Origin of the sequence: Nitratireductor sp. OM-1 (assembly GCF_003296175.1) — a bacterium.
In the GTDB taxonomy this organism is placed as follows: Bacteria; Pseudomonadota; Alphaproteobacteria; order Rhizobiales; family Rhizobiaceae; genus Nitratireductor; species Nitratireductor aquimarinus.
This window is the reverse complement of record NZ_CP029208.1, coordinates 2,418,449-2,440,289: the sequence shown is the minus strand read 5'-3', so window position 1 is coordinate 2,440,289 and position 21,841 is coordinate 2,418,449. Positions and strand designations below refer to the sequence as shown.

Genomic DNA, 21,841 nt, shown 5'->3' with positions numbered 1-21,841 from the left:
GGCGATGAACGGAGAGGATGCAAGGCTTTTGCCGACTAAACCAAAGGAAATACGCGCCGTCTCGGCCGCGATACAAGAGAATGGGTGCTTTCTTCTGGTGCGCCGGGGACGCGCCCCGGCGAAGGATTACTTCGCTTTTCCGGGCGGCCGCGTGGAGGCGGGCGAAACCGCCGAACAGGCGCTGGCCCGCGAACTTCTGGAAGAAACCGGACTGACCGTGACGACCGCCAGCCCCTATCGCGAGATCGTGCTGAACGGGGACGACGCAAAGACCTATCGGCTCACTGTCTTCTGCGCCACGGTCATGACCGGTGAACCGGTTGCCGGTGACGATGCAAGCGAAGCCGGCTGGTTTTCCGCCGATGCGTTCGCCGCCATGCCGCTGACCGACAGCACGCGCGAAATCATTGAAGAACTGCAACACCTGGCCGCCTCTTGAACATGGCCCGGAGAATGCTCTCAATCTTGCCACTTTCTTCAAGGCCATGTGCCATACTCTGGAAAAGCACGGGGTTTGACAGTCTGGGGCTCGCTGGGTGACAACACGGCATGCGTAGAGGATCGGTAAGAACAGGGCTTCTGGCCGTGATCGTGATGGCGACACCTGCCGCGCAGGCCAATGACGCCAGCTATGAGAAGCCGCTTTTGCAGCTCGCGGAGGTGATCGGCTCCGTCCATTATCTGCGCAACCTGTGCGGCGAGAAATCCGGAGCATGGCGCGAGAAGATGGAAGCGCTTCTCGAAACGGAAACGCCGACGCCGGATCGCCGCGAAAAGCTGATCGCCAGCTTCAATCATGGCTACCGCTCCTTCGCCGGCACCTATGAGAAATGCACGGCGCAGGCTCTGGCCGCCATTGACCGGTATATGGAAGAAGGTTCGCGCCTGTCCGAAGAAATCGTGCAGCGCTACGGAAACTGAGACCTGATAATGATGCGGCATCTCCTGAACGTTCAGAGCCTTGCAACCCCGCTGTCGCTGGCCGGGCCCGGATGGCGACTTCTGGCCGGACCGGTAGCGCTGCTGCTGACCATGGGGGCCGCCACCCCGGCGCTGGCGCTGAGCGAACTGCATGAGGCACCGGCAGCGGAAGAAGAAGCAGACACCGGCAGCGTGGAGCGTGTTCCGCTTCCCCCGCCCATCCGCATGCCTGCCGGAAACAGCGATACGCCCGGCGACGCAGAGGGTGCGACGCCCCTGAAGGACACCCCCCTGCGCGACACGGTGCGTCCTGACACCGAGATCGGCAAGGATATCCCTCAGGTTCAGTACGATCTGGAGCAGCTGCCCGAACCCGTGCGCCGCATGCATGGCCTGATCGTTGAAGCGACCAAGAGCGGCGATCTCGAACAGCTGCGCCCGTTGATCGGCAACAGCGAAACCGGAACGCGCCTCTCGCTGGGCCTTCTGGAGGGCGACCCGCTTGAGCATCTTCTGGAGTTATCGGGCGACGAGGAAGGTCAGGAAATTCTCGCAATCCTGCTGGAGGTTCTGCAGGCGGGTTATGTGCATCTCGATCAGGGCACGCCGCAGGAAATGTATGTCTGGCCCTATTTCTTCGCCCTGCCGCTGGAAACGCTCGACAAGAAGCAACGTGTGGAACTCTTCACGCTCGTCACGGCCGGCGACTATGAAGACATGAAGAGCTTCGGCGCTTACATCTTCTATCGTGTGGGCATCACGCCTGAGGGGCGCTGGTCCTTCTTCGTCGCCGGAGACTGACTGCAAGCGAAGACCGCATTTCTTGCAATCGGGCACTGCGCCCCCATATCCAATTGAGTTTCAGGGAGGAACGCATGAACGGGATGGCGCAGCCTCGAGCCGGTGCTTTTGCAACTTCCAAAAGCTCGGGCCAACGAACGCGGCTCGTGCGCCGCGTGGTTCTCTTTCAGGTCAAGCTGATGGCCGATGGTCTTCGCGACGTGGTCATGAGCCCGCTCTCGCTGGCTGCGGGCCTGTTTGGCCTTCTGTCGCGCGATGGCAGTGCGGAAATCTATCTGGATCGCTTGATGCGCTTTGGCCGCGACACGGACCACTGGATCAATCTGTTCGATCACCGAAGTGCTCAAGGGACCGACAGAGGCCCCTCCCTCGACAGCATCGCCGATGAAATCGAAGATGCGATCCGCCGTGATTATCAGGATGGCGGGCTGAGCGCGAAAAGCGCGAGAACGCTCGCCGAAGCGGCGGCGCGGTTGCGTGAAAAGACCGGGCGCTAGGGTCAGGACCCTGGGCACGGCCCCAGACAAAGAAGCCGGGTTGTCGCCAGCGCAAAAGCATCCTAGCTAGAGGGCAGGCCCTATCTAGAATCTTCCCCGGATCAGCCATGCCGACCTGCCATCTCGACAATCGCGCGCTCTTCACGCTTGAGGGCCCCGAGGCCGAACATTTTCTGCAAAACGTGATCACCACGGACCTCGCAAAGCTTGGCTCCGGTGAGTGTCGCCCCGGGGCGCTTTTGACGCCGCAGGGCAAGATCCTGTTCGATTTCCTGATCTCAAGGGCGGGCGACGAAGCATTCCGCATCGAATGCCGGGCCGATATTGCAGCAGATCTGGTCAAGCGCCTCACGCTCTACAGGCTGCGCGCCAAGGCTCAGATTTCCTCGCCTGAACAGAGTGTTATCTCTGTTTCATGGGAAAGTGATTCTGGTTCTTCATACAGTGATTCAACCGTAATCGACCGACGTTTCCCAGAGACCATCACGGTCTATCGGCACTATGGAGATGCGCCCGCACAGGATGCCGGCGTCGAGGATCTGGACCGCCTGCGGATCGCCCATGCCGTTGCAGAAAGCGGCAGCGACTACGAACTCGGCGACGCCTTTCCCCATGATGTGCTTTTCGACCAGAATGGCGGCGTCGGCCTCAGGAAGGGTTGCTATGTCGGTCAGGAGGTCGTCTCGCGCATGCACCATCGCGGCACCGCGCGCCGCAGGCTTCTGATCGCTCAGGCCGATGCAGACCTGCCCGCCGCCGGAACCGAGATCAGGGCCGGCGGCAAGCCGCTGGGCGCGCTTGGAACCGTGTCCGGCAAACAGGCGCTCGCCATCGCCCGGATCGACCGGGTGAAGGACGCGATGGACGCCGGCAACCCGATCACCGCAGGCGAAACCGAAGTGACCCTCGCCATTCCGGCCTGGGCGACGTTCACCTTTCCGGACAGTGACGGAGATGCGGGCTGATGGCGGCCCCGACGGCAAAGACCGGAATGCGCGCCTGGCAGCGGATGCTTTCCGGCCGCCGCCTCGATCTGCTTGATCCCTCGCCTCTCGATGTGGAGATCATCGACATCGCACACGGGCTTGCGCGTGTCGCGCGCTGGAACGGGCAGACAAGGGGTGACCACGCCTATTCCGTCGCGCAGCATTCCCTTCTCGTGGAAGAGATCTTCAGCCAGCTTTCGGGCGACGCAACGCCGGACCATGCGCTCGCCGCGCTTCTGCACGATGCTCCCGAATATGTGATCGGCGACATGATCTCGCCCTTCAAGGCAACGCTGGGCGATGATTACAAATCCGTCGAGAAGCGGCTTCAGACAGCCATCCATCTGCGCTTCTCGCTTCCGCCCGACCTCTCGCAAAAGCTGAAAAAGGCCATCAAACGCGCCGACCAGATCGCCGCCTTCTACGAAGCGACGCAACTGGCGGGTTTTGAGGTTCCCGAAGCGGCGAAGTTTTTCGGCCGCCCGCGCGGCATGCCACCGGAAGGCATCGCAATCGCCCCCCAGCCGCCCAGACTGGCGCAGGAAGCCTTCCTCGCGCGCTTTGCGGAAATCGAGCTTGGCCGGCAGGGCTAAGCAGCCGGCTTTGTATTCTCCTCCCTGTCACGCCGGATTTACAGCCGGATGCAAGGCTTGTTAGACACGGGTGTTCGCCGGCTTTCGCAGTCGAGCGCCTGTCGGCCGCTCACGGCGCGCCGCACACAAAGGGAGGGCAAGTTTCTTCCAGCCCTCGCACGCCGCAAACGACCACAATGGCACGGAGACGTCCCCCACAATGGAATTTAAAACTGAGACCATCACGACCGCTGCCCAGGCGGCCTGGGCGGAGGTCAGCACATTCGCTGTTTCCTACGCCTTCTCGATTCTCGGCGCCATCATTCTCATCATTGCTGGCTTCATCGTCGCAAACATGGTCGAGAAATGGGTGCGCCGCACGCTCGAGCATTTCCGCTCCTTCGACGCCACGCTCACCAGTTTCCTGTCCCAGGTCGCCCGCTATGCGGTTCTGGTTCTCGTCGGCGTCACGGTACTCGCCCAGTTTGGCGTGCAAACCGCCAGCATCATCGCAGCGCTGGGCGCCGCCAGCATCGCCATTGGCCTTGCGCTTCAGGGCACGCTCCAGAATGTGGCCGCCGGCATCATGCTGCTGGTCCTGAAACCCTTCCGGGCCGGCGAGTTCGTGGAAGCCAGCGGCATTTCCGGCACCATCCAGGCCATTGGCCTCTTCGCCACGGAAATGAAGACCGTCGACGGCCTCTACATTCTCGCGCCCAACAGCTCGCTGTGGAACACCTCGGTCACCAATTATTCGCGCAACTCGCGCCGCCGCAACGACCTGGTGATTGGCATCGGCTATGGCGACGACATCGATCTGGCGCAGCAGACCATGATGGATCTGGCCGCTGCCGACGAGCGCATTCTGAAAGATCAGGAACCGGTGACCTACGTGTCCGAACTTGGCGACAGCGCCGTGGCCGTCACGCTGCGCTACTGGACCTCGACCGCCGACTGGTGGCAGACGCGCCTCGACATGACGAAGGCGGCCAAGCAGGCCTTTGACGAGAAGGGCATTTCCATTCCCTTCCCGCAGCGCGATGTGCATTACCTGCCGGTCGACAGCAAGAAGCCCGCCTCCGGCGGCGCCACAAAGGCTCTTGCAAAAGGCTGAACCAAACCGTTCCACCCGTTCACAGGATGGGTGGAACGCCTTTTCTTCAGGGAAACCAACCCGGCATCACCTGCCGGCGATCAGCTGGCGATAGGTGGCATTCGCCAGCTCCAGCAGCTGCGCTTGCGGGATCGCACCGGCCACGGTGTAGGAAAACCCGTTTTCATGCCAGTAGAAGGCGCGGCTACCCTCCTCCTCGAACAGGCGGAAGCCTGTTTTCTCATCCTGAAGGCAGTGCGCGACATAAAGAGAAACCCGCTCGCCTTCCGGGTCTTCATACATGAACTGCGCGGCCGTCTTGTCGCCCGAAGGCAGAAGCCGTCCGCCCATGAGGTCGAAACCCTCCGGCCTCAGATCAGGCGCCACCAGCTGCGTGCCCACGCGGTTTGAAAGCCAGCCGACCAGATGGTTGCGATCGCTCGCCCCAACCTCGACCACATGCAGCTTTTCCGACGCGTAGACCTGATGCGCCGCAACCGCCTGCCCCACGACTTCAAGCGTGGCAAGCGTTTCAGCACCATTGAACCCCGTGCGCCCCGCCCAATATCCACCAGCCGCCCCCGCTGCCAGAAGCAGAGCGGCGGCCGCTGCAACCATGCTGCGGCGGCGCGCCGGGCTTTTGCGTCGACCGGCTCCCAGCCCCACATCAGATAATCGCTGCGGCGGCTCCTCACCGGTAAGCCCCGAGAGCGTCTCGCGCAGAAGCGCACGGTCGGAAGCATAGCGCGCGCTGAGCGCCCGCATGTCGGGTCGCGCCATGAGCCAGGCTTCATAGGCAGCCATGTCCTCGGCCGGCAACTCGCCATCGAGCGCAAGGTGGATGTCTCTCTCATCAAAGCTGCGTTGCGTCATCATTCCACCGCCTTGAGAATGCGCCGCCGCCGCGCAAGATCGAGCACGTCACGCAGTTCCTGCCGCCCGCGCGCCACGCGCGACATCAGCGTTCCCGTCGGGATGTCCAGAACCTGTGCAGCCTCGGCGTAGCTCATGCCCTCCACGCCGACCAGCAGAATGGCGGCGCGCCGCTCGGGCGCCACGTCCTGAAGGGCGTCGAGCACGTCGCGCAGATCAAGAACGCCATTCTGTTCCGGCGCGCTCGACAGATCCGGCGCATCGAACGCCACCTGATCGGACACCTCGCCACGCCGTTTGCGCGCGCGGACGCCATCCACGAAAAGATTGTGCATCAGCGTGAAGAGCCATCGACGCGGCGACGTGCCGGTCTGCCAGTTGTCGAGCCGCAGAAAAGCGCGCTCCAGACAGTCCTGCACCAGATCGTCGGCGGCATCGGCATCATGCATGAGCGCGCGCGCATAGCGCCGGAGCCCCGGTATCTCGCCGACAATCGCCTTTCGTCTGCCGTCCATGCCCCCTGCCCGTCTTTCGGACGGGTCCTGATGCTTCTTTTACATCAACGCTTCTGTCCGCCGGTTTATTCCCATGACGCCAGCTAAATTATGAGAAAAACTGATCTTTCGTGCACAATTTGTCGATTAAAACAGTTGCACTGCTGGGCTAGGTTGCACGCCGAAACGTCCTCCCACACTGGAAGCGCAAGGCGAAAACTCCCATGACACAGCAAAGCACCAGCCGGGATACCGGCCAGCCCTCTTTTCCCTGGCTGGTGGTTGTCTGCGGATGCCTGATCGCGGCGCTGAACTTCGGCCCGCGTTCGGCGATGGGTTTCTTTCAGCTCCCGCTTCTGGCCGAAACCGGCTGGGACCGCACCACATTCGGCCTCGCCATGGCGATCCAGAACCTGCTCTGGGGCGTCGGTCAGCCGATCTTCGGCGCGATAGCGGACCGGTTCGGAACCTGGCGCGTTCTGGCGCTTTCGGCCGTGATTTACGCTGCCGGTCTTCTGATGATGTCGATGCCCACCAGCGAAGCCATGCTGCATATCGGCGGTGGCGTGCTTGTGGGGCTCGGCGTTGCGGGCGGCTCCTTCGGAATCATTCTTGCCGCCTTCGCGCGCAGCACGCCTGCCAACAAGCGCAGCCTGATCTTCGGCCTGGCGACAGCCGCCGGCTCGGCCGGCATGTTCGTCTTCGCGCCGATCAGTCAGGGGCTGATTGATGCATTCGGCTGGTCGGACACGCTCGTCTATATGAGCATCGCCATGCTGGTGGTGCCGCTTCTGGCGATCCCGCTCGTCGGCAATGCCGCCACCGCCAGAAACAGCGCCGAGATATTCAAGCAGACCATCGGCGAAGCGTTGCGTGAGGCTTTCGGCCATCGCAGTTTTCTTCTGCTGGTTGCGGGCTTCTTCGTCTGCGGTTTTCAGGTCGCCTTCATCACCGCGCACTTCCCCGCCTATATCGGCGACATCGGCATTGATGCGCGCTATGCGGTAATCGCGCTGGCGCTGATCGGCTTTTTCAACATTATCGGCTCTCTGGCATCCGGCTATATCGGTCAACGCTATTCAAAGCCGGGCTTCCTCGCGCTGATCTATATCGCGCGCTCCATCGCGGTGACGGCCTTCCTGCTCCTGCCCCAGACGCCGACAAGCGTCATCATCTTCGCCATCGTCATGGGGCTCTTATGGCTCTCCACCGTGCCCCCGACAAACGGTCTGGTGGCGATCATGTTCGGCACGGGCCATCTGGGGCTTCTGGGCGGGATCGTATTCTTCTCCCACCAGGTCGGCTCCTTCCTGGGCGTCTGGCTCGGCGGCTATCTCTATGACATTTTCGGCAGCTACGATCCCGTGTGGTGGCTTGGCGTTCTGCTCGGCCTGTTCGCTGCCGTGGTGCACATGCCGATCCGGGAAGCAGCTGTTACGCGCCCGTCCCTCGCCCCGGCAGAATAAGCGAAGATCAGTCCGTGGCGCGCTCGGCGCTACGGGCCAGCGCCAGCAGGAAACCACCGCGCGCATCGGGCTCTTCCATGCCGCGCGGCTCGTATACATTGCGATGAAAGAAGAAGCCGGTCAGCCGATAGGCGTCATCGAGCGCTTCGCGCGTCGTCTCCGCCGTGTTCCGCGTGGTCAGAAAATCCGGCAATGGCAAAAGCTTGTCGCGCCACGGCGTTCCGGCCTCCTGCGTCACCGCACGTCCGGATTTGGGAGAGACATAGGCCAGCCCTTCGCGGCTTCCCGTTAGCGCGCATTTTCCAAGATCGAGCCCGAAACCCAACTCATCCAGAAGCGCCAGCTCGAACCGCACCATCAGAGGCCCGGCAATCTCGGGCTCGTCCAGATGCGCCGTGATGACCTTGAGTGTTTCATAGAGCCCGGCATGCGCGTCGCGCTCGGGCATGAGCCGCAGATGTGCAGCCAAAAGCTGGATGCCGTGAATGGCGACGGCCGAGGCGAGCAATCGCGCGGCGTTGAGCTCGAGAGGTTCGACCTGAAACGCGCCCAGATGCTCTTCGAGCCGGGCGCGCCAGACGAGATCAACACGATTGCCCGGCTGCAGGAGTGGCTGCATGCGGCGTGACCGGCCGCCCTTCACCAACCCCAGATGACGGCCATGCGCCGCCGTCATCGTTTCAAGGACGACGCTCGTCTCGCCATACTTTCTGGCGCCCAGAATGATCCCTTCGTCGCGCCATTCCATGCGGCCACTGTCCTCCCGTCAGGACGGGAATTCAAGCCCCATCTCGCGATAGCGCTCTGGGTCATTGCCCCAGCCTTCGCGCACCTTCACGAACAGGAAGAGATGAACCTTCTGCTCGAGAATATCGGCGATTTCCTCACGCGCGGCCTGTCCGACGGCACGGATGGCCGAGCCCTTGTGGCCGAGCACGATTTTCTTCTGGCTGTCGCGCTCCACATAGACGACCTGGTCGATGCGCACGGACCCGTCCTTGCGCTCCTCCCATTTCTCCGTCTCCACATGGATGGCGTAAGGCACTTCCTGATGCAGCCGCAGAAACAGCTTCTCGCGCGTGATCTCGGCAGCGAGCTGGCGCATCGGCAGATCCGAAATCTGGTCTTCCGGGTAATACCAGGGACCGACCGGCAGCGTTTCAGCGAAATAGGAAAGCAGGTCATCGCAGCCCGAGCCCTGCAGCGCCGAGACCATGAAGGTGCGCTCGAACGCCACCGCCTCATTGGCCTTTGCCGCCAGTTCAAGAAGGGTTTCGCGCTTCACGCGGTCGACCTTGTTGAGGATGAGGATCTTGGGCTGAGCGACGTCCTTGAGCTTTTCAAGAATGGCTGCCGCATCTCCCTTGATGCCGCGTTCGGCATCAATGAGGAACGCCACCACATCGGCGTCCTTGGCCCCACCCCAGGCGGTGGTGACCATGGCGCGGTCGAGCGTGCGGCGCGGGTTGAAGATGCCCGGCGTGTCGATGAACACGATCTGCGCATTCTCATGGGTGGCGATGCCGCGCACGATGGCGCGGGTTGTCTGCACCTTATGGGTGACGATGGACACTTTTGCGCCCACGAGCTGATTGAGCAGCGTCGATTTGCCGGCATTCGGCGCGCCGATCAGCGCCACGAAGCCGGAGCGGGTTTCATCCTGCGGGCTGTCAATCGATATGTCTTCACTCATGATACGTTCTCGTTTCTATGCCAGACGCCTTCGCGCTCCAGCATGGTCGTGGCCGCCGCCTGCTCGGCTTCGCGCTTGGAGCGTCCCTTGCCGAATGCGGGGTCATAGCCCTTGATCTTTACGGCGACCGAGAAGACCGGATCGTGATCCGGTCCCTGCCGATCGTCAACACTATAGGCTGGCGTGACGCCAGCAACCTGATGCGCCCATTCCTGCAGCGCTGTCTTGGGATCGCGTCGGTCAGCGCCCTTGGCCCGCGCGCGCGCTCCCCAATGGGTGCGAACGAATGTGCGGGCCGCGTCGATCCCCGCTTCCAGGAAGACGACCGCGATCAGCGCTTCCATCACATCGGCGCGCAGATTGATCTGTTTGCGTGTCGCAGCGCCACGCAGGTCGCTGCCCATATGGATCAGCGGGCTGATATCCAGTTCGTCGGCGACTTCGGCCAGCGTCTCGGCATTCACCAGCGCATTGAGCCGCACCGAGAGTTCGCCTTCCGGCGCTTTGGGAAAGCTCTCGAAGAGCAGTTCGGCAACGGCCAGCCCGAGAACCCGGTCGCCGAGAAATTCGAGACGCTGATAATCTACGCCCGCGCGACCGCGCGCGCTGGAATGCGTCATCGCTTCCTCGACCAGCGCGGCGTCCTTGTAAGCAAAACCGGTGCGCCGGGACACTTCAGCGACGAGCTGGGGTCCGCGCAGACGTTTGACAGCCATGGTTTTTGGCAAGGCTCAGTCGACCCAGTTGAGAATGCGCGACGGGCGCACTTCCGACGGCCAGCGCCACAGCTCAAGCGGACTTGCACCGCCTGCGATGGAGAAGAAGATCACATTGGCGCGACCCACCAGATTTTCAGCCGGCACGAAACCGACCGAGAAACGGCTGTCTGCGGAGTTGTCGCGGTTGTCGCCCATCATGAAGTAATGGCCTTCGGGAACCACGAACTCACGCGTGTTGTCGCCCAAGCCGGTCTCCGTCAGGTCCAGCGTCTCATAGGAAACGCCATTTGGCAGGGTCTCGCGATAGACATCGACCGGGCGGTCCATCTCCGTGATGTCGGGATCGGTGATCTGGCCAAGCTTCTCGCGCTGCACCGGCTCATCATTGATGAAGAGAACACCATCGCGCATCTGGATCTTGTCGCCCGGCAGGCCAACCACACGCTTGATGTAATCGATGGACGGGTTCGGCGGGAACTTGAACACCACCACATCGCCGCGCTCGGGCTCGGACGCCCAGATACGCCCGGAGAACAGCGGCGGCGAGAACGGCAGCGAATGGCGTGAATAACCGTAAGCCCACTTGGTGACGAACAGATAGTCGCCTTCTAGCAGGGTCGGACGCATCGAACCCGATGGAATGGAGAATGGCTGAAAAAAGAAGGTGCGGATAACCAGCGCCAGAATAAGCGCCTGGACGATCACGCTCACCGTCTCGCCTGCCCCGCCCGATTTCTTCTTCGTCTTGTCAGCCACGCTCATTACTTCCTCGGTTCGACTGTTTCGGCACGGTCTTATCGCGCCAGAAAGGCGGCGGCAATGCGACAACGCTCCCTTGCGCAGTTTTCAGCCTCAGTTTCCCGTGTCGGGAACCGCCTCGATAATCACGAATGCCTGAGCCAGCGGAAAGTCGTCGGTAATGGTCAAATGGACAAGCACTTTCATTCCAGGCGGCGTCATGTTCATGGCGTGCTCGCGCGCGCGTCCGGAAAGCTCCATGGTCGGCTTTCCTCCCGGCAGGTTCACGACGCCCATTTCGCGCCAGAAGACGCCGCGCGAAATGCCCGTGCCCAACGCCTTGGAGCAGGCTTCCTTGGCTGCGAAGCGCTTGGCGTAGGAGGCAGCACGCTCGCGGCGCTTGTCAGACTTCGCGCGCTCCACCTCCGTGAACACACGCTGCGTGAACCGTTCGCCGTAGCGGTCGAGCGTTTTTGCGACGCGCCGAATGTCGATCAGGTCGCTTCCGATACCGATAATCATGAACTTGTTGCCGTCCCTGCACCAAAGGCCTGCTGGTTCGCCCTGCGGCGTGCGCGCTCGGCAAGGCGTTTGCGGCGCTGCTCACGAAACCCGAAAACCGCCCAGCGTGTCAGAAAATAGAAGACCAGAGCGAAGGAGATCCCGAGCGGCAGAGCGCCGATGGACATGGGCTTCAGGAGTGGTTCCCAGAGCTGCGAGAATTCGAGATGGCTCAGCATCTTGCCCAGATGGATGGGCGCTCCCTGAGGAATATCGCCGCCGTAGAGGATCATGCGCCCGGTCTCGAGCGTCGCGCCCCAGATGAACGGGAATGTCAGCGGATTTCCAATGGCGGTGCCGATGGCCGAGGCGACAAGGTTTCCGCCCAGGCACCAGGCCAGACCGGCGGCGATGAAAAAGTGAAAGCCCATGAAGGGCGTGAAGGACGCAAAAACGCCTGCCGCAACACCGGCTGCGATGGCATGCGGCGTTGCCGTGAGCCGAAGGGCCCGCTTTACGAAATATTGTGCGGATCGCCAGAAAGACCGACGCGGCCAAACGAGTGTTCGCGTCTTTTCCCATAAATCGGCAGGTTTTCTACGTCGAAACAACATCGCGCCTACACCGCACCCCCGAATGCCAACATGCTTCTCCCCCAGCACTCCGATCCTATAAAACCGACCTCCTTAACGGCGCGTTCCCGCAAACCGGTTTGTGCATCGATATAGGCAAGCTGAGACAGATGGGGCAAGGGCAACCACTCGACCAATTGCGCTTCCGAAGAGATGGCCGGAAACGCGATTGTTCTAAGCGCCTGAAACGGCAGAATTTTGACGCCGCCGATCAATCAGTGACCGCATGACGCGCGGTTATGAAACGCGCGCCATGTTCCTGTCCTGAAGCATGTAGCCGCGGCTTTCACTCCAGCCGAGTTCAGGGTGACTCGCAACCTGATGCGCCAGATACTGGATGCGCCAGCTGTCGACGACCTGATAACCGAGCGCTTCCAGATCATCCAGAAAGCGGGCCTTGTTGCGGATATGGTAGGGCAGATAGGTCGGCCCGCCACGCTGCAGCGTGTAGACCGAAGGCCCTTCCCTTAAGGCGACCTTGTTGAGAAGGATGACCCTTGGCCGCGCAGGCAGGCTTTTGACGAAATCGGGAAACGGCATATCCAGATATTGCAGCAGCCCCGAGCAAAGCAGGATGTCCGCTTCTTCTATTTCCTCAAGGCAATCGCAAAACGAGAGTTGTGCCTCCAGACCTTCGGAAACCGCCATCTCCCTTCCCGCCTTCACCATCGCCGGCAGTTCATAGACCTGCCATTGCACCCGTGAGAGATCCAGAAGGTCACGAAATGCGCGGAACTTGGTGCCCACATGCCCACCGGCATCCAGCAGGCGCAAGGGCGCGCCATTGCGTGCGCGCAGCTCCCGTTCGAGCCAGAAGAGGATCGGGTAATCCCAGTCAATGACCCGGCTCATCTTGTCGAGCGCAACGGGCACGACCGCTTCGTGATCGTAATCGGTCAGCGCCCAGCCCGGCGCTGCGCGCACGGCGCTTTGCCGGTCTGGATATGCGCCCGTCAGCTCCGCACGGCGGGCGACGAGATGCAGCTTTGAAAGGGCAGAGCGGAACGGCCGGGCGGCGCGCTTGATCCCGCCACTGTCGAAATGCAGTAGAGCTTTCATATCAGCCTCTCTTGAACAGAAGGAGCGTTCCTCCCCGCGCCCGGACGAACGCACGGCGATGCGTGAGGCGTTCAGATCGCGCGGGGAGAATGTTCAGGAGAGGTTTTGACGGGGCGGCTTGAGCAATCGTTTAGGCTGAAAGGTGCAGATATTCCGTGCCGGCTCGGCAGCCAGACAGGCAGAAAACCGCTCAGGCCGGATGGCATGGAAAGAAGATTGCCCCATGGGCATGCAGTGAAGGGCGCAGCAGTCCTGAGCGGAGGCATCCACGTCATCATGAGCACCGCCCTCAGGCCCATGATCAGCGGCGACTGCAATCACGCTTGTGATTGTTATCTCGGAAGCCGGGTGTGCACTGGCCTCGGGCATTGGATAGAACAGCAGAACAATCAGGGTGAAAACCGCGATCACCCCGCCCGCTCCCAGTCTCGCCAGAGACCTATCTTGCCAAAAACAGCGCATTCGGCACGTTGTTCATGAGCGCTGGTCGGGTCAATTCACCCCGGCCGCACCGCAACTAACCATTTTGCAGACAGGCGGGATGGCGCGACCGCCTATTGGCGCATGCCCCACCACCATCGGACAGCGGGCCGCAACATTGTGATGCCTTGCCCCGCCCGTGCGATCAGCCGTTCACGCGGTGCGCATCGCTCACGCTGGTGATTTCCTTGAGCTGCGAAATCAGCCGGTTGAGATGCTTCAGGTCCCAGACCTCGAGATCGAACAGCATTTCGGTGAAATCGGGCGCGGTGCGCTCCATGGCGAGCGTGTGAATGTTGGCGTCATTTGAGGCCACCACCTGCGCGATCTCGGCCAGAGAGCCGGGCTCGTTGATGGCCGTGACGGACATGCGGACCGGGAAGCGCTCCTTCATGTGCTCGTCAATGTCCCAGCGTACATCGATCCATCGCTCCGGCTGATCGTCGAACGCGGTGAGCGCCGGCGACTGGATCGGATAGATGGTGATGCCGGAACCGGGCTGAAGAATACCGACAATGCGGTCGCCCGGCACCGCCCCTTCAGGCGCGAAGCTGACCGGCAGATCGCCCGTCACGCCGCGAATCGGCACGGCGCTGCCCTGCGGGGTCTCGCCTGAAGCATCACGCGTGGTGCGCTTGGCCTTGCGCGAAGAGCGTCCGGGGATCTGGAACAGCATGCCCGCCGCATTGCGCAGGTTGAACCAGCCCTCCTCGCGCTCCTTGGGGGCCTGCGTGACGCGCTCGTCCTTGTAGTCGGGGAACACGGCGCGAACCACGTCCTGCGAGGAAAGCTCCCCGCGCCCGACCGCAGCCAGAACATCCTCCACATCCTGCCGCCCGAGCCGGTGCAGCACCGGCTTCAGCGCATCGCGCGAAAAGGTCTTTTCGGCCCGCTCGAAGGCGCGCTCGAGAATGCGCGCGCCGAGGCCGGAATACTGTTTGCGGATCGCGTTTCGCGTGGCGCGGCGGATGGCGGCGCGCGCCTTGCCGGTGACAACGACCGATTCCCACGCCGCCGGCGGCACCTGCGCCTTGGAGCGGATGATCTCCACTTCGTCGCCGTTCTTCAGCTCGGTCATGAGCGGCATGATCCGGCCATTGACCTTTGCGCCGACACAGGTGTCGCCCACCTCGGTGTGGACCGCATAGGCAAAGTCGATGGGCGTTGCCCCGCGCGGCAGCGCAATCAGCCGCCCCTTGGGCGTGAAGCAGAAAACCTGGTCCTGGAACAGCTCCAGCTTGGTGTTTTCGAGGAAATCTTCCGGCGTATCGCCCTCAGACAGCGCCTCGATGGTGCGCCGCAGCCAGGCATAGGCATTGGTGTCGCGCGAGATGCGGTGATCCGCGCCGTTCACCTTGCCGCCGAAATCCTTGTAGATCGAATGCGCGGCAACACCGTATTCGGCAATGCCGTGCATGTCATAGGTGCGGATCTGCAGTTCCACGCGCTGGCGCGACGGCCCGACAATCGTCGTATGGATCGACCGGTAGTCATTCTGCTTGGGCGTGGAGATGTAGTCCTTGAAGCGCCCCGGCACCATAGACCAAGTGGAGTGGATGACGCCCAGCGCCCGGTAACAGTCTTCGACCGTATCGACGAGCACGCGGAAACCGAAAATGTCCGACAGCTGCTCGAAGGAAAGCGCCTTCGTCTCCATCTTGCGGAACACCGACCAGGGCTTCTTCTGGCGGCTCTTCACCGTCGCCTCGATCTGGTGTTCGGTAAAGAGGTGTGACAGCGCCTCTTCAATGGCCTTGATGACCCCGCGATTGCGCTCGAAGAACTCCGCCAGCCGCTCCGTCACCGCGCGAAACGCTTCGGGATTGATGTGGCGGAAGGCGAGCTCTTCAAGCTCCTCGCGCATGTCCTGCATGCCCATGCGGCCGGCCAGCGGCGCATAGATGTCCATCGTCTCCTCGGCGATCCGGAGCCGCTTGTGCTCCGGCACGTGGTCGAGCGTGCGCATATTGTGCAGACGGTCGGCGAGCTTCACCAGAAGCACACGCACATCGTCGGAAATGGCGAGCAGAAGCTTGCGCAGGTTTTCTGCCTGATGCGCCTTCTTGGAAACGAGATCGAGGCGCTTCAGCTTGGTCAAACCCTCGACGAGCTTGCCGATATCGGGGCCGAACAGTTCATCGATCTCGGCGCGCGTGGCGCTCGTATCCTCGATCGTGTCATGCAGGAGGGCGACAGCAATGGTCGCCTCGTCCAGGTGCATGTCGGTCAGGATGGCGGCAACTTCGAGGGGATGCGAAAAATAGGGATCGCCAGAAGCGCGGCGCTGATGACCGTGCTTCTGCATTGCGTAGACATAGGCCTTGTTGAGTAGCGCCTCATTGACGTCCGGCTTGTAGCGTTGAACACGCTCGACAAGCTCGTATTGACGCATCATGGGCGGCTTCCTCTGTTCTTATTGTTGTCTACGCAAAGCAAAACATGCGCCGCGAGGTGCACGGCGCATGTTTAAGATAGGCAGGAATGTTCCGGCAAGGAAGAGATTGCCATGCCGAACATTCGTGTCGATCAGAAATCGTCGCTTTTTTCCGGCGGCACGAGGCCTTCGATGCCGGCGAGCAGATCTTCTTCGCTCATGCGGTCGAAGGAAATCTCCTCCTCCGGCTGCTCTGCGCTTGCTTCCACGGCCTCGGCGGACGGCTCGCTGATCTCCGGGAGATCGGCTTCCGGCTCGTCAACCTCGACATGCTTCTGCAGCGAGTGAATCAGATCTTCTTTGAGGTCGCCCGGAGACAGGGTCTCGTCAGCGATCTCGCGCAGGGCGACAACGGGGTTTTTGTCGTTGTCACGGTCCACGGTAATTGCTTCGCCCTGCGAAATCTGGCGGGCGCGGTGGCTCGCCAGGAGCACGAGATCAAAGCGGTTATCGACCTTGTCGATACAGTCTTCAACGGTCACACGGGCCATTCAGTGCCCCTTTCATGCGTAAATCTGCAAGGAAATCCAGCGCGTCAATACCCTGCCAGCCCGAAAAATTCAAGGCCGAGACGCAACGCTTGCTTTCCGATCAACACGCAATTGCGGCGCGGTGATGGCAGCCGGCGCGCCAGCCCACAGCTTGTAATTATGACGAATTTATATATTGGTTGGAACTATCATAGTTCAGCGCTATTTCCTCATAAGAGATAGCTTTTTGGGCACCTTCCGGCGCGACGCTTTCGTTTTGTGCGCCAACCTTTTTTGAAACAGGAAATTTGACGATGTTCGATCCACGGGAAAAGATAGCGCTCTTCATTGATGGCGCAAATTTGTATGCCACATCGCGGGCATTAGGGTTCGACATCGATTACCGCAAGCTCCTGAGCAGCTTCAAGGAACGCGGCTACCTGCTGCGCGCCTACTACTACACCGCTCTGGTGGAGGATCAGGAGTATTCGTCCATTCGCCCGCTGATCGACTGGCTGGATTACAATGGCTACAAGGTCGTTACCAAGCCGGCCAAGGAGTTCACCGACTCCGCAGGTCGCCGCAAGATCAAGGGCAACATGGACATCGAGCTGGCAATCGATGCGCTCGAGCTGTGCGACGTGGTCGATCATTACGTGATCTTCTCCGGCGATGGTGATTTCCGCACGCTGGTCGAGGCTCTTCAGCGCAAGGGCCGCAAGGTCAGCGTCGTTTCCACCATCCAGTCCCAGCCGCCGATGATCGCTGACGATCTTCGCCGTCAGGCGGACAATTTCATCGATCTCTCGTCATTGCGCGACGAAGTTGGCCGTGCGACAAGCGAGCGGCCTTCCCGCAAGGCTGATCCTGAAGATGACGAGACGTTCGACGATCTATGAGCACTGTTCCGGCGCAGGCCACCGAGCCGCCGCGTGATTGCGCGCTTTGTCCGCGCCTGCACCAGTTCATCGCAGACTGGCGCGTCAAGGAGCCCGAGTGGCACAACGCGCCGGTCCCGACCTTTCTTCCCAAAGGCGGTGACGACAATGTCTCGCTTCTGATTGTCGGCCTCGCACCGGGCCTGCGCGGCGCGAACAAATCCGGACGCCCCTTCACCGGCGATTACGCCGGCGATCTTCTCTACAGCACGCTGAAACGCTTTGGCTTCGCCGAAGGAGAGTATGAGGCGCGCCCAGACGACAGCCTCACTCTCATTGATGCGGCAATCGTTAATGCCGTGCGCTGCGTGCCGCCGGAAAACAAGCCCGTGGGTTCGGAAATAAACACCTGCCGCGAACACTTTTTCGCCCCCACGATGAAGCGCTTCAAAAACATGAAGGCCATTCTGACGCTCGGCGTGATCGCGCATCAGTCAACCGTGCGCGCCCTTGGCGGCCGCGTCGCGGCACACAAGTTCGCGCATGGCGCGCGCCAGGAAGTCGCCGGCTTTTCCATATTCTCGAGCTATCACTGCTCGCGCTACAACACGAACACCGGTCGCCTGACCGAAGACATGTTCGTCAGCGTTTTCCGCGATATACGCGAATTTCTCGATAATTAGATTCTGATGGCGAAACGCTTCTGCGGCAGTATGCGGATCAACCGCTCTGCTTCAGGAGCCTTGCCTTTTCACGGTTCCAGTCGCGCTTCTTGGCGGTCTCGCGCTTGTCGTGCAGCTTCTTGCCGCGCGCCACGGCGACCTGGAGCTTGGCCAGCCCGCGCTCGTTGAAATAGAGCTTGAGAGGCACGAGGGTCATGCCCTCCCGCTCGATTGACTGGGCGAACCTTGAGAGTTCCCGCTTGGAGATCAGCAGTTTGCGCTTGCGCCGCGGCTCATGGTTGAACCGGTTGCCGGCGGAATATTCCTGGATATACGAGTTGATCAGCCAGCATTCGCCGTCCTCTATCGAGGCATAGGCTTCCTGGATGTTCGCATGCCCTTCGCGCAGCGACTTCACTTCGGTGCCCGTCAGAACAATGCCGGCTTCCAGCGTGTCCAGCACTTCATAGGAGAAGCGCGCCTTGCGGTTTTCGGCAATCGTCTGAACGTTCGGATTCTTGTCTTTCGCCATGTGTCCCAAATGCGCCGGAAGCGCTCATGAGCGCTTCCGCCTTCCAGCGGGCAGAAGAATGCCCGTTTGTTTCACCGCATTTGTGCGACGCCGGGCGTATTTGCCCGGCTGCAAAATGCTCTACTTCAGCAGGCCTGCGTGCTGCATGGCTGCGTCGATGGCCGCCGCGGTGGAAGCCTCGATCGGCACGAGCGGCAGGCGGACCCGGTTTTCGGTCTTGCCGAGACGCGACAGCGCATATTTCGCACCGCACAAGCCCGGCTCGATGAAGATCGCCTTGTGCAGCGGCATCAGCCGGTCCTGCAGCTCAAGGGCCTTTTCCTTGTCATTGGCAAGCGTTGCCGCCTGGAACTTCGCGCACAGGCGCGGCGCAACATTGGCCGTCACCGAAATGCAGCCGACGCCGCCATGCGCGTTGAAGCCCAGAGCCGACGCATCTTCGCCGGAGAGCTGGATGAAGTCCTTGCCGCAGGTGAGACGCTGCTCTGAAACGCGGTCCACCTTTGCCGTTGCGTCCTTCACACCGACAATATTGGCAAAGTCCTTCGCCAGCCGGCCCATGGTCTCGGGCGACATGTCGATCACCGAACGCGGCGGAATGTTGTAGATGATGATCGGCAGGCTCGTCGAACGCGCCACCGTCGCAAAATGCTCATAGAGACCGTTCTGCGTCGGCTTGTTGTAATACGGCGTGACCACCAGTGCCGCGTCGGCCTTCACCTCTTCGGCGAACTTGGCCAGCGCAACGGCTTCGCGGGTGGAATTGGACCCTGCGCCTGCGATCACCGGAACGCGACCGGCAGCCGTCTCGACGCAGATCTGGACCACTTCGCGATGCTCTTCATGCGTCAGCGTGGGCGTTTCGCCCGTGGTGCCGACCGGAACAAGGCCCGTCGTGCCTTCGGCAATCTGCCATTCAACGAGTTCGCGAAACGCTTTTTTGTCCAGGCTGCCATCTTTGGCAAACGGTGTCACAAGCGCTGTGAGAGACCCCCTGAACATAATGTCGAACTCCTGAATGAGATTGGATGCAATTATGACGGCCAGAACCGCCGACGGATGCTTCTAGCCGAAGATGTCGCGGCGCACCATAGTCTTGCCATCTCTTGCCCGCAAGAATCCGACCTGAGTGGCATGTTTGCTTCAGCAGGACGGGGTCGGGCCCGTCTCGCCGGAAAAAACAGCGTCCACGCTGGTTCATTATCGTCGGACCTCTGGTCGACCTGTTCGGGTGCTTTTTGCATGAAGACATCAGCCGCGCTTGTCCCGCTGCTTCTCCTCTCCGTTTCGACAATCGTGCAGGCCCAGTCTTTGCCCGAAATGGCGCCCATTCCCTTTGCGCGCCCCGATGCAGCAACTGCGCCCAGCGCCGTGTTTGACGCGCTGACCCGTGCAACCGTGCGCCCCAATGTCGTGGACGGCGAAACCGGCCAGTCGACCGACATGCGCGCCATGATCGCGGGACTGGATGCAATCTCGACCGGAGATCCCGAAACGGCGCGCACCCTGCGCAACCGCATGACGGAAGACGGACTGGAGCGCCGCATTCTGAGCTGGTCTTTGGTTCTTTCCGCCAGCGACACGCTGTCCAGCGCCGAAATTGCCAAGACTGCCGGCGATCTCGCGGGCTGGCCCGGCATGCTCACCCTGCGCGATCACAGCGAGCGGGCGCTTTATCGCGAGAATCAGCGCCCCAATGTGGTCGTCGCCCTGCTTGGAGACATGCCGCCCCGAACCTTTGAGGGAATGGTGGCGCTTGCCCGCGCGCATCTGGCGCTATCGCAGGAAGACAAGGCGCGTGCGCTGGTATCCACATTCTGGCGCGAGGCAAAACTCGATGCGGCGCGCGAAACCGCGTTCATGAAAGAGTTCGACACCCTGCTTTCAACCGCCGACCACCGGGTGAGGATGGAGCAGATGCTTTATAATGCGCGCATACGCTCCGCCGAACGCGTCGCAGAACGCGCCGGCGGTGTGGAACTGACCAGGGCATGGGCGGCGGTCATTCGCGGCGAGAAAAATGCGGAAGAGCTGCTCGACGCCGTGCCCGAGGCGCAGCAGAGCGCCGGATATCTTTTCGCCAAAACCCGTTATTTGCGCCGCAGCGGCCGGTTCGACGAGGCTGCAAAGGTCATGTTGACCGCGCCGCAGGATGCGCAAAGCCTGATCGACCCGGATGAATGGTGGGTGGAACGACGCGTCCTCTCCCGCGAGCTTCTGGATATCGATGACGCGGAAACGGCCTATAAGGTCGCGGCGAACCATGCCGCCGAAAGCCCTTCGCGGGCAGCCGATGCGGAGTTCCATGCCGGCTGGTATGCACTGCGCATGCTCGACAGGCCTGAAAAGGCGGCAGAGCATTTCGCGCGGATCGCCGGGATCGCCGAAGGGCCGATTTCCAACGCCAGAGCGCATTACTGGCTCGGCCGCGCGGCAGAGGCCGGCGGCCCCGGCGATGCGGACGCCCATTATAAAGAGGCAGCGCGCTTCGGCGCGACCTTCTACGGGCAGCTGGCGACGGCCCGGCTGGGGCAATCAAAGCTTGCCGCCGATGCGCCTGCCCCCCGGGACGATGACCGGCGGCACTTTTTTGCCCGCGAGATGGTGCGAGCAATCAAGAGCCTGGAACAGACAAGCCATGCGTGGCGCGCCGGCAGCCTTTACCGGAAACTCGCACAACAGCTCGACAGTCCGGGCGAGCTGGCGCTTCTGGCCAATATGGCGGCAAACCGAGGCGATTACACAACGGCGCTGCGCGTCGGCAAGATCGCAGCCGGGCGCGGACTGGACATCGGCGCACTTGCCCATCCGGTCGGCGCAATCCCGGACGCCGCCTCCATCCCGTCTGCCCGGCAGGCCCTGGCCTACGCCATTGCCCGGCAGGAAACCGAGTTCAACGCCGCCGCCGTCTCGCCCGCCGGAGCGCGCGGCCTCCTGCAGCTCATGCCTGCGACGGCACAGGAAATGGCGCGCAAGAGCGGCCTGCCCTATTCCCGAGCCCGCCTGACGGCAGACCCCACCTACAATGTGACGCTTGGCGCAGCCTATCTGGAAGAACAGCTCGCGCGCTTTAACGGCTCCTACATCCTCACCTTCGCCGGCTACAATGCCGGCCCGAGCCGCGCCACGGAATGGATGGGACGCTATGGCGACCCACGCGGAAAATCGGTGGAGGAGATCGTCGACTGGATCGAACGCATTCCCTATTCGGAAACGCGCAACTATGTTCAACGGGTGATGGAGAATCTGCAGATCTACAAGATGCAGTTGACCGGCCGGTTCGACATCGAAAAGGACCTGACGGTCGGCGGCTGATCCAGATCGGATCGACGCGCCAAGC

The 21,841-nt window shown here is 61.7% G+C and carries 25 protein-coding genes; 11 read left to right on the top strand and 14 right to left on the bottom strand.

Translation table 11 applies throughout. From position 1 onward, the window contains the following. Window positions 1-28: 28 nt before the first annotated feature. The 7 genes from DEJ54_RS11470 (at window position 29) to DEJ54_RS11440 (ending at window position 4,891) form a co-directional block, all read left to right on the top strand. The gene (locus DEJ54_RS11470; protein WP_245447516.1) at window positions 29-439 is read left to right on the top strand and encodes an NUDIX hydrolase; all 411 of its coding nucleotides are present in this window, start codon (window positions 29-31) and stop codon (window positions 437-439) included. Window positions 440-549: 110 nt separating this feature from the next. Next, window positions 550-921: a TIGR02301 family protein gene (locus tag DEJ54_RS11465; protein WP_113154680.1), complete on the top strand. Its 372-nt coding sequence runs from the start codon at window positions 550-552 to the stop codon at window positions 919-921. Window positions 922-930: 9 nt separating this feature from the next. Beyond that, window positions 931-1,722, top strand: coding sequence for a hypothetical protein (locus DEJ54_RS11460; protein WP_113154679.1), 792 nt, complete (start codon window positions 931-933; stop codon window positions 1,720-1,722). A 74-nt stretch (window positions 1,723-1,796) separates the two neighbouring features. Then, the gene (locus DEJ54_RS11455; RefSeq protein ID WP_113154678.1) at window positions 1,797-2,219 is read left to right on the top strand and encodes a hypothetical protein; all 423 of its coding nucleotides are present in this window, start codon (window positions 1,797-1,799) and stop codon (window positions 2,217-2,219) included. 107 nt (window positions 2,220-2,326) lie between these two features. Beyond that, the gene (locus DEJ54_RS11450; RefSeq protein WP_113154677.1) at window positions 2,327-3,184 is read left to right on the top strand and encodes a folate-binding protein YgfZ; all 858 of its coding nucleotides are present in this window, start codon (window positions 2,327-2,329) and stop codon (window positions 3,182-3,184) included. Further along, window positions 3,184-3,798: a YfbR-like 5'-deoxynucleotidase gene (locus DEJ54_RS11445; protein ID WP_113154676.1), complete on the top strand. Its 615-nt coding sequence runs from the start codon at window positions 3,184-3,186 to the stop codon at window positions 3,796-3,798. The genes DEJ54_RS11450 and DEJ54_RS11445 overlap by 1 nt, the downstream gene beginning before the upstream one ends. Before the next feature lie 199 nt (window positions 3,799-3,997). Further along, window positions 3,998-4,891: a mechanosensitive ion channel family protein gene (locus DEJ54_RS11440; RefSeq protein WP_113154675.1), complete on the top strand. Its 894-nt coding sequence runs from the start codon at window positions 3,998-4,000 to the stop codon at window positions 4,889-4,891. Between the two features lie 66 nt (window positions 4,892-4,957). On the opposite strand, the gene DEJ54_RS11435 is transcribed toward DEJ54_RS11440, so the two are convergent. Both DEJ54_RS11435 and DEJ54_RS11430 read right to left on the bottom strand, forming a co-directional pair. Then, window positions 4,958-5,746 (bottom strand): anti-sigma factor, encoded by a 789-nt coding sequence (locus tag DEJ54_RS11435; RefSeq protein ID WP_245447514.1) that lies wholly within the window; start codon window positions 5,744-5,746, stop codon window positions 4,958-4,960. Continuing rightward, window positions 5,743-6,258, bottom strand: coding sequence for a sigma-70 family RNA polymerase sigma factor (locus DEJ54_RS11430; protein WP_113154674.1), 516 nt, complete (start codon window positions 6,256-6,258; stop codon window positions 5,743-5,745). Before DEJ54_RS11430 ends, DEJ54_RS11435 begins: the two co-directional genes overlap by 4 nt. A 203-nt stretch (window positions 6,259-6,461) precedes the next feature. Here DEJ54_RS11430 and DEJ54_RS11425 point away from each other — a divergent pair, with 203 nt between their 5' ends. Then, window positions 6,462-7,703, top strand: coding sequence for an MFS transporter (locus tag DEJ54_RS11425; protein ID WP_113154673.1), 1,242 nt, complete (start codon window positions 6,462-6,464; stop codon window positions 7,701-7,703). Between the two features lie 7 nt (window positions 7,704-7,710). On the opposite strand, the gene recO is transcribed toward DEJ54_RS11425, so the two are convergent. The 10 genes from recO to rpoZ form a co-directional block, all read right to left on the bottom strand. Beyond that, the gene (recO, locus tag DEJ54_RS11420; RefSeq protein WP_113154672.1) at window positions 7,711-8,451 is read right to left on the bottom strand and encodes a DNA repair protein RecO; all 741 of its coding nucleotides are present in this window, start codon (window positions 8,449-8,451) and stop codon (window positions 7,711-7,713) included. An 18-nt stretch (window positions 8,452-8,469) separates the two neighbouring features. Further along, window positions 8,470-9,396 (bottom strand): GTPase Era, encoded by a 927-nt coding sequence (era, locus tag DEJ54_RS11415; RefSeq protein ID WP_113154671.1) that lies wholly within the window; start codon window positions 9,394-9,396, stop codon window positions 8,470-8,472. Beyond that, window positions 9,393-10,112 carry a ribonuclease III gene (gene rnc / locus DEJ54_RS11410; protein WP_113154670.1) on the bottom strand — a complete coding sequence of 240 codons (720 nt, stop codon included), beginning with the start codon at window positions 10,110-10,112 and terminating at the stop codon, window positions 9,393-9,395. Before rnc ends, era begins: the two co-directional genes overlap by 4 nt. Before the next feature lie 15 nt (window positions 10,113-10,127). Next, entirely contained in the window at window positions 10,128-10,877 is a 750-nt protein-coding gene (gene lepB, locus DEJ54_RS11405; RefSeq protein ID WP_113154669.1) for a signal peptidase I, read from the bottom strand. A 90-nt stretch (window positions 10,878-10,967) separates the two neighbouring features. Continuing rightward, a complete protein-coding gene (gene acpS, locus DEJ54_RS11400) occupies window positions 10,968-11,375 on the bottom strand; it encodes a holo-ACP synthase (RefSeq protein ID WP_113154668.1) in 408 nt (135 codons plus the stop codon). Beyond that, the gene (locus tag DEJ54_RS11395; RefSeq protein WP_113154667.1) at window positions 11,372-11,968 is read right to left on the bottom strand and encodes a DUF2062 domain-containing protein; all 597 of its coding nucleotides are present in this window, start codon (window positions 11,966-11,968) and stop codon (window positions 11,372-11,374) included. The genes acpS and DEJ54_RS11395 overlap by 4 nt, the downstream gene beginning before the upstream one ends. A gap of 255 nt (window positions 11,969-12,223) precedes the next feature. Then, complete coding sequence (locus DEJ54_RS11385) at window positions 12,224-13,045, bottom strand: methyltransferase, TIGR04325 family (RefSeq protein WP_113154665.1); 822 nt, start codon at window positions 13,043-13,045, stop codon at window positions 12,224-12,226. A gap of 93 nt (window positions 13,046-13,138) precedes the next feature. Next, entirely contained in the window at window positions 13,139-13,456 is a 318-nt protein-coding gene (locus DEJ54_RS11380) for a hypothetical protein (protein WP_162742262.1), read from the bottom strand. A gap of 214 nt (window positions 13,457-13,670) precedes the next feature. Continuing rightward, window positions 13,671-15,920, bottom strand: coding sequence for a bifunctional (p)ppGpp synthetase/guanosine-3',5'-bis(diphosphate) 3'-pyrophosphohydrolase (locus DEJ54_RS11375; RefSeq protein ID WP_113154663.1), 2,250 nt, complete (start codon window positions 15,918-15,920; stop codon window positions 13,671-13,673). A 131-nt stretch (window positions 15,921-16,051) separates the two neighbouring features. Beyond that, the gene (gene rpoZ / locus DEJ54_RS11370) at window positions 16,052-16,450 is read right to left on the bottom strand and encodes a DNA-directed RNA polymerase subunit omega (protein WP_113154662.1); all 399 of its coding nucleotides are present in this window, start codon (window positions 16,448-16,450) and stop codon (window positions 16,052-16,054) included. Between the two features lie 293 nt (window positions 16,451-16,743). Here rpoZ and DEJ54_RS11365 point away from each other — a divergent pair, with 293 nt between their 5' ends. Together DEJ54_RS11365 and DEJ54_RS11360 are read left to right on the top strand one after the other, a co-directional pair. After that, window positions 16,744-17,328 carry an NYN domain-containing protein gene (locus DEJ54_RS11365; protein ID WP_113154661.1) on the top strand — a complete coding sequence of 195 codons (585 nt, stop codon included), beginning with the start codon at window positions 16,744-16,746 and terminating at the stop codon, window positions 17,326-17,328. Then, on the top strand, window positions 17,325-17,990 hold the full coding sequence (locus DEJ54_RS11360) for a uracil-DNA glycosylase (protein WP_113154660.1): 666 nt from the start codon (window positions 17,325-17,327) through the stop codon (window positions 17,988-17,990). Before DEJ54_RS11365 ends, DEJ54_RS11360 begins: the two co-directional genes overlap by 4 nt. Window positions 17,991-18,027: 37 nt before the next feature. Here the strand turns inward: DEJ54_RS11360 and smpB are convergent, their stop codons facing one another. Further along, window positions 18,028-18,501: an SsrA-binding protein SmpB gene (smpB, locus tag DEJ54_RS11355; RefSeq protein ID WP_113154659.1), complete on the bottom strand. Its 474-nt coding sequence runs from the start codon at window positions 18,499-18,501 to the stop codon at window positions 18,028-18,030. Window positions 18,502-18,621: 120 nt separating this feature from the next. Further along, entirely contained in the window at window positions 18,622-19,503 is an 882-nt protein-coding gene (gene dapA, locus DEJ54_RS11350; RefSeq protein ID WP_113154658.1) for a 4-hydroxy-tetrahydrodipicolinate synthase, read from the bottom strand. Window positions 19,504-19,743: 240 nt separating this feature from the next. On the opposite strand from dapA, the gene DEJ54_RS11345 reads away from it, so the two are divergent. Further along, window positions 19,744-21,816, top strand: a complete 2,073-nt coding sequence (locus DEJ54_RS11345) for a lytic transglycosylase domain-containing protein (RefSeq protein WP_113154657.1) — start codon at window positions 19,744-19,746, stop codon at window positions 21,814-21,816. Window positions 21,817-21,841: the final 25 nt, after the last annotated feature.

Excerpts from the sequence above, each read along its gene's own strand:
- DEJ54_RS11465 (WP_113154680.1), top strand. The coding sequence starts at position 550 with ATGCGTAGAGGATCGGTAAGAACAGGGCTTCTGGCCGTGATCGTGATG.
- DEJ54_RS11460 (WP_113154679.1), top strand. The coding sequence starts at position 931 with ATGATGCGGCATCTCCTGAACGTTCAGAGCCTTGCAACCCCGCTGTCG.
- DEJ54_RS11455 (WP_113154678.1), top strand. The coding sequence starts at position 1,797 with ATGAACGGGATGGCGCAGCCTCGAGCCGGTGCTTTTGCAACTTCCAAA.
- DEJ54_RS11450 (WP_113154677.1), top strand. The coding sequence starts at position 2,327 with ATGCCGACCTGCCATCTCGACAATCGCGCGCTCTTCACGCTTGAGGGC.
- DEJ54_RS11445 (WP_113154676.1), top strand. The coding sequence starts at position 3,184 with ATGGCGGCCCCGACGGCAAAGACCGGAATGCGCGCCTGGCAGCGGATG.
- DEJ54_RS11440 (WP_113154675.1), top strand. The coding sequence starts at position 3,998 with ATGGAATTTAAAACTGAGACCATCACGACCGCTGCCCAGGCGGCCTGG.
- DEJ54_RS11435 (WP_245447514.1), bottom strand. The coding sequence starts at position 5,746 with ATGATGACGCAACGCAGCTTTGATGAGAGAGACATCCACCTTGCGCTC.
- DEJ54_RS11430 (WP_113154674.1), bottom strand. The coding sequence starts at position 6,258 with ATGGACGGCAGACGAAAGGCGATTGTCGGCGAGATACCGGGGCTCCGG.
- DEJ54_RS11425 (WP_113154673.1), top strand. The coding sequence starts at position 6,462 with ATGACACAGCAAAGCACCAGCCGGGATACCGGCCAGCCCTCTTTTCCC.
- recO (WP_113154672.1), bottom strand. The coding sequence starts at position 8,451 with ATGGAATGGCGCGACGAAGGGATCATTCTGGGCGCCAGAAAGTATGGC.
- era (WP_113154671.1), bottom strand. The coding sequence starts at position 9,396 with ATGAGTGAAGACATATCGATTGACAGCCCGCAGGATGAAACCCGCTCC.
- rnc (WP_113154670.1), bottom strand. The coding sequence starts at position 10,112 with ATGGCTGTCAAACGTCTGCGCGGACCCCAGCTCGTCGCTGAAGTGTCC.
- lepB (WP_113154669.1), bottom strand. The coding sequence starts at position 10,877 with ATGAGCGTGGCTGACAAGACGAAGAAGAAATCGGGCGGGGCAGGCGAG.
- acpS (WP_113154668.1), bottom strand. The coding sequence starts at position 11,375 with ATGATTATCGGTATCGGAAGCGACCTGATCGACATTCGGCGCGTCGCA.
- DEJ54_RS11395 (WP_113154667.1), bottom strand. The coding sequence starts at position 11,968 with ATGTTGTTTCGACGTAGAAAACCTGCCGATTTATGGGAAAAGACGCGA.
- DEJ54_RS11385 (WP_113154665.1), bottom strand. The coding sequence starts at position 13,045 with ATGAAAGCTCTACTGCATTTCGACAGTGGCGGGATCAAGCGCGCCGCC.
- DEJ54_RS11375 (WP_113154663.1), bottom strand. The coding sequence starts at position 15,920 with ATGATGCGTCAATACGAGCTTGTCGAGCGTGTTCAACGCTACAAGCCG.
- rpoZ (WP_113154662.1), bottom strand. The coding sequence starts at position 16,450 with ATGGCCCGTGTGACCGTTGAAGACTGTATCGACAAGGTCGATAACCGC.
- DEJ54_RS11365 (WP_113154661.1), top strand. The coding sequence starts at position 16,744 with ATGTTCGATCCACGGGAAAAGATAGCGCTCTTCATTGATGGCGCAAAT.
- DEJ54_RS11360 (WP_113154660.1), top strand. The coding sequence starts at position 17,325 with ATGAGCACTGTTCCGGCGCAGGCCACCGAGCCGCCGCGTGATTGCGCG.
- smpB (WP_113154659.1), bottom strand. The coding sequence starts at position 18,501 with ATGGCGAAAGACAAGAATCCGAACGTTCAGACGATTGCCGAAAACCGC.
- dapA (WP_113154658.1), bottom strand. The coding sequence starts at position 19,503 with ATGTTCAGGGGGTCTCTCACAGCGCTTGTGACACCGTTTGCCAAAGAT.
- DEJ54_RS11345 (WP_113154657.1), top strand. The coding sequence starts at position 19,744 with ATGAAGACATCAGCCGCGCTTGTCCCGCTGCTTCTCCTCTCCGTTTCG.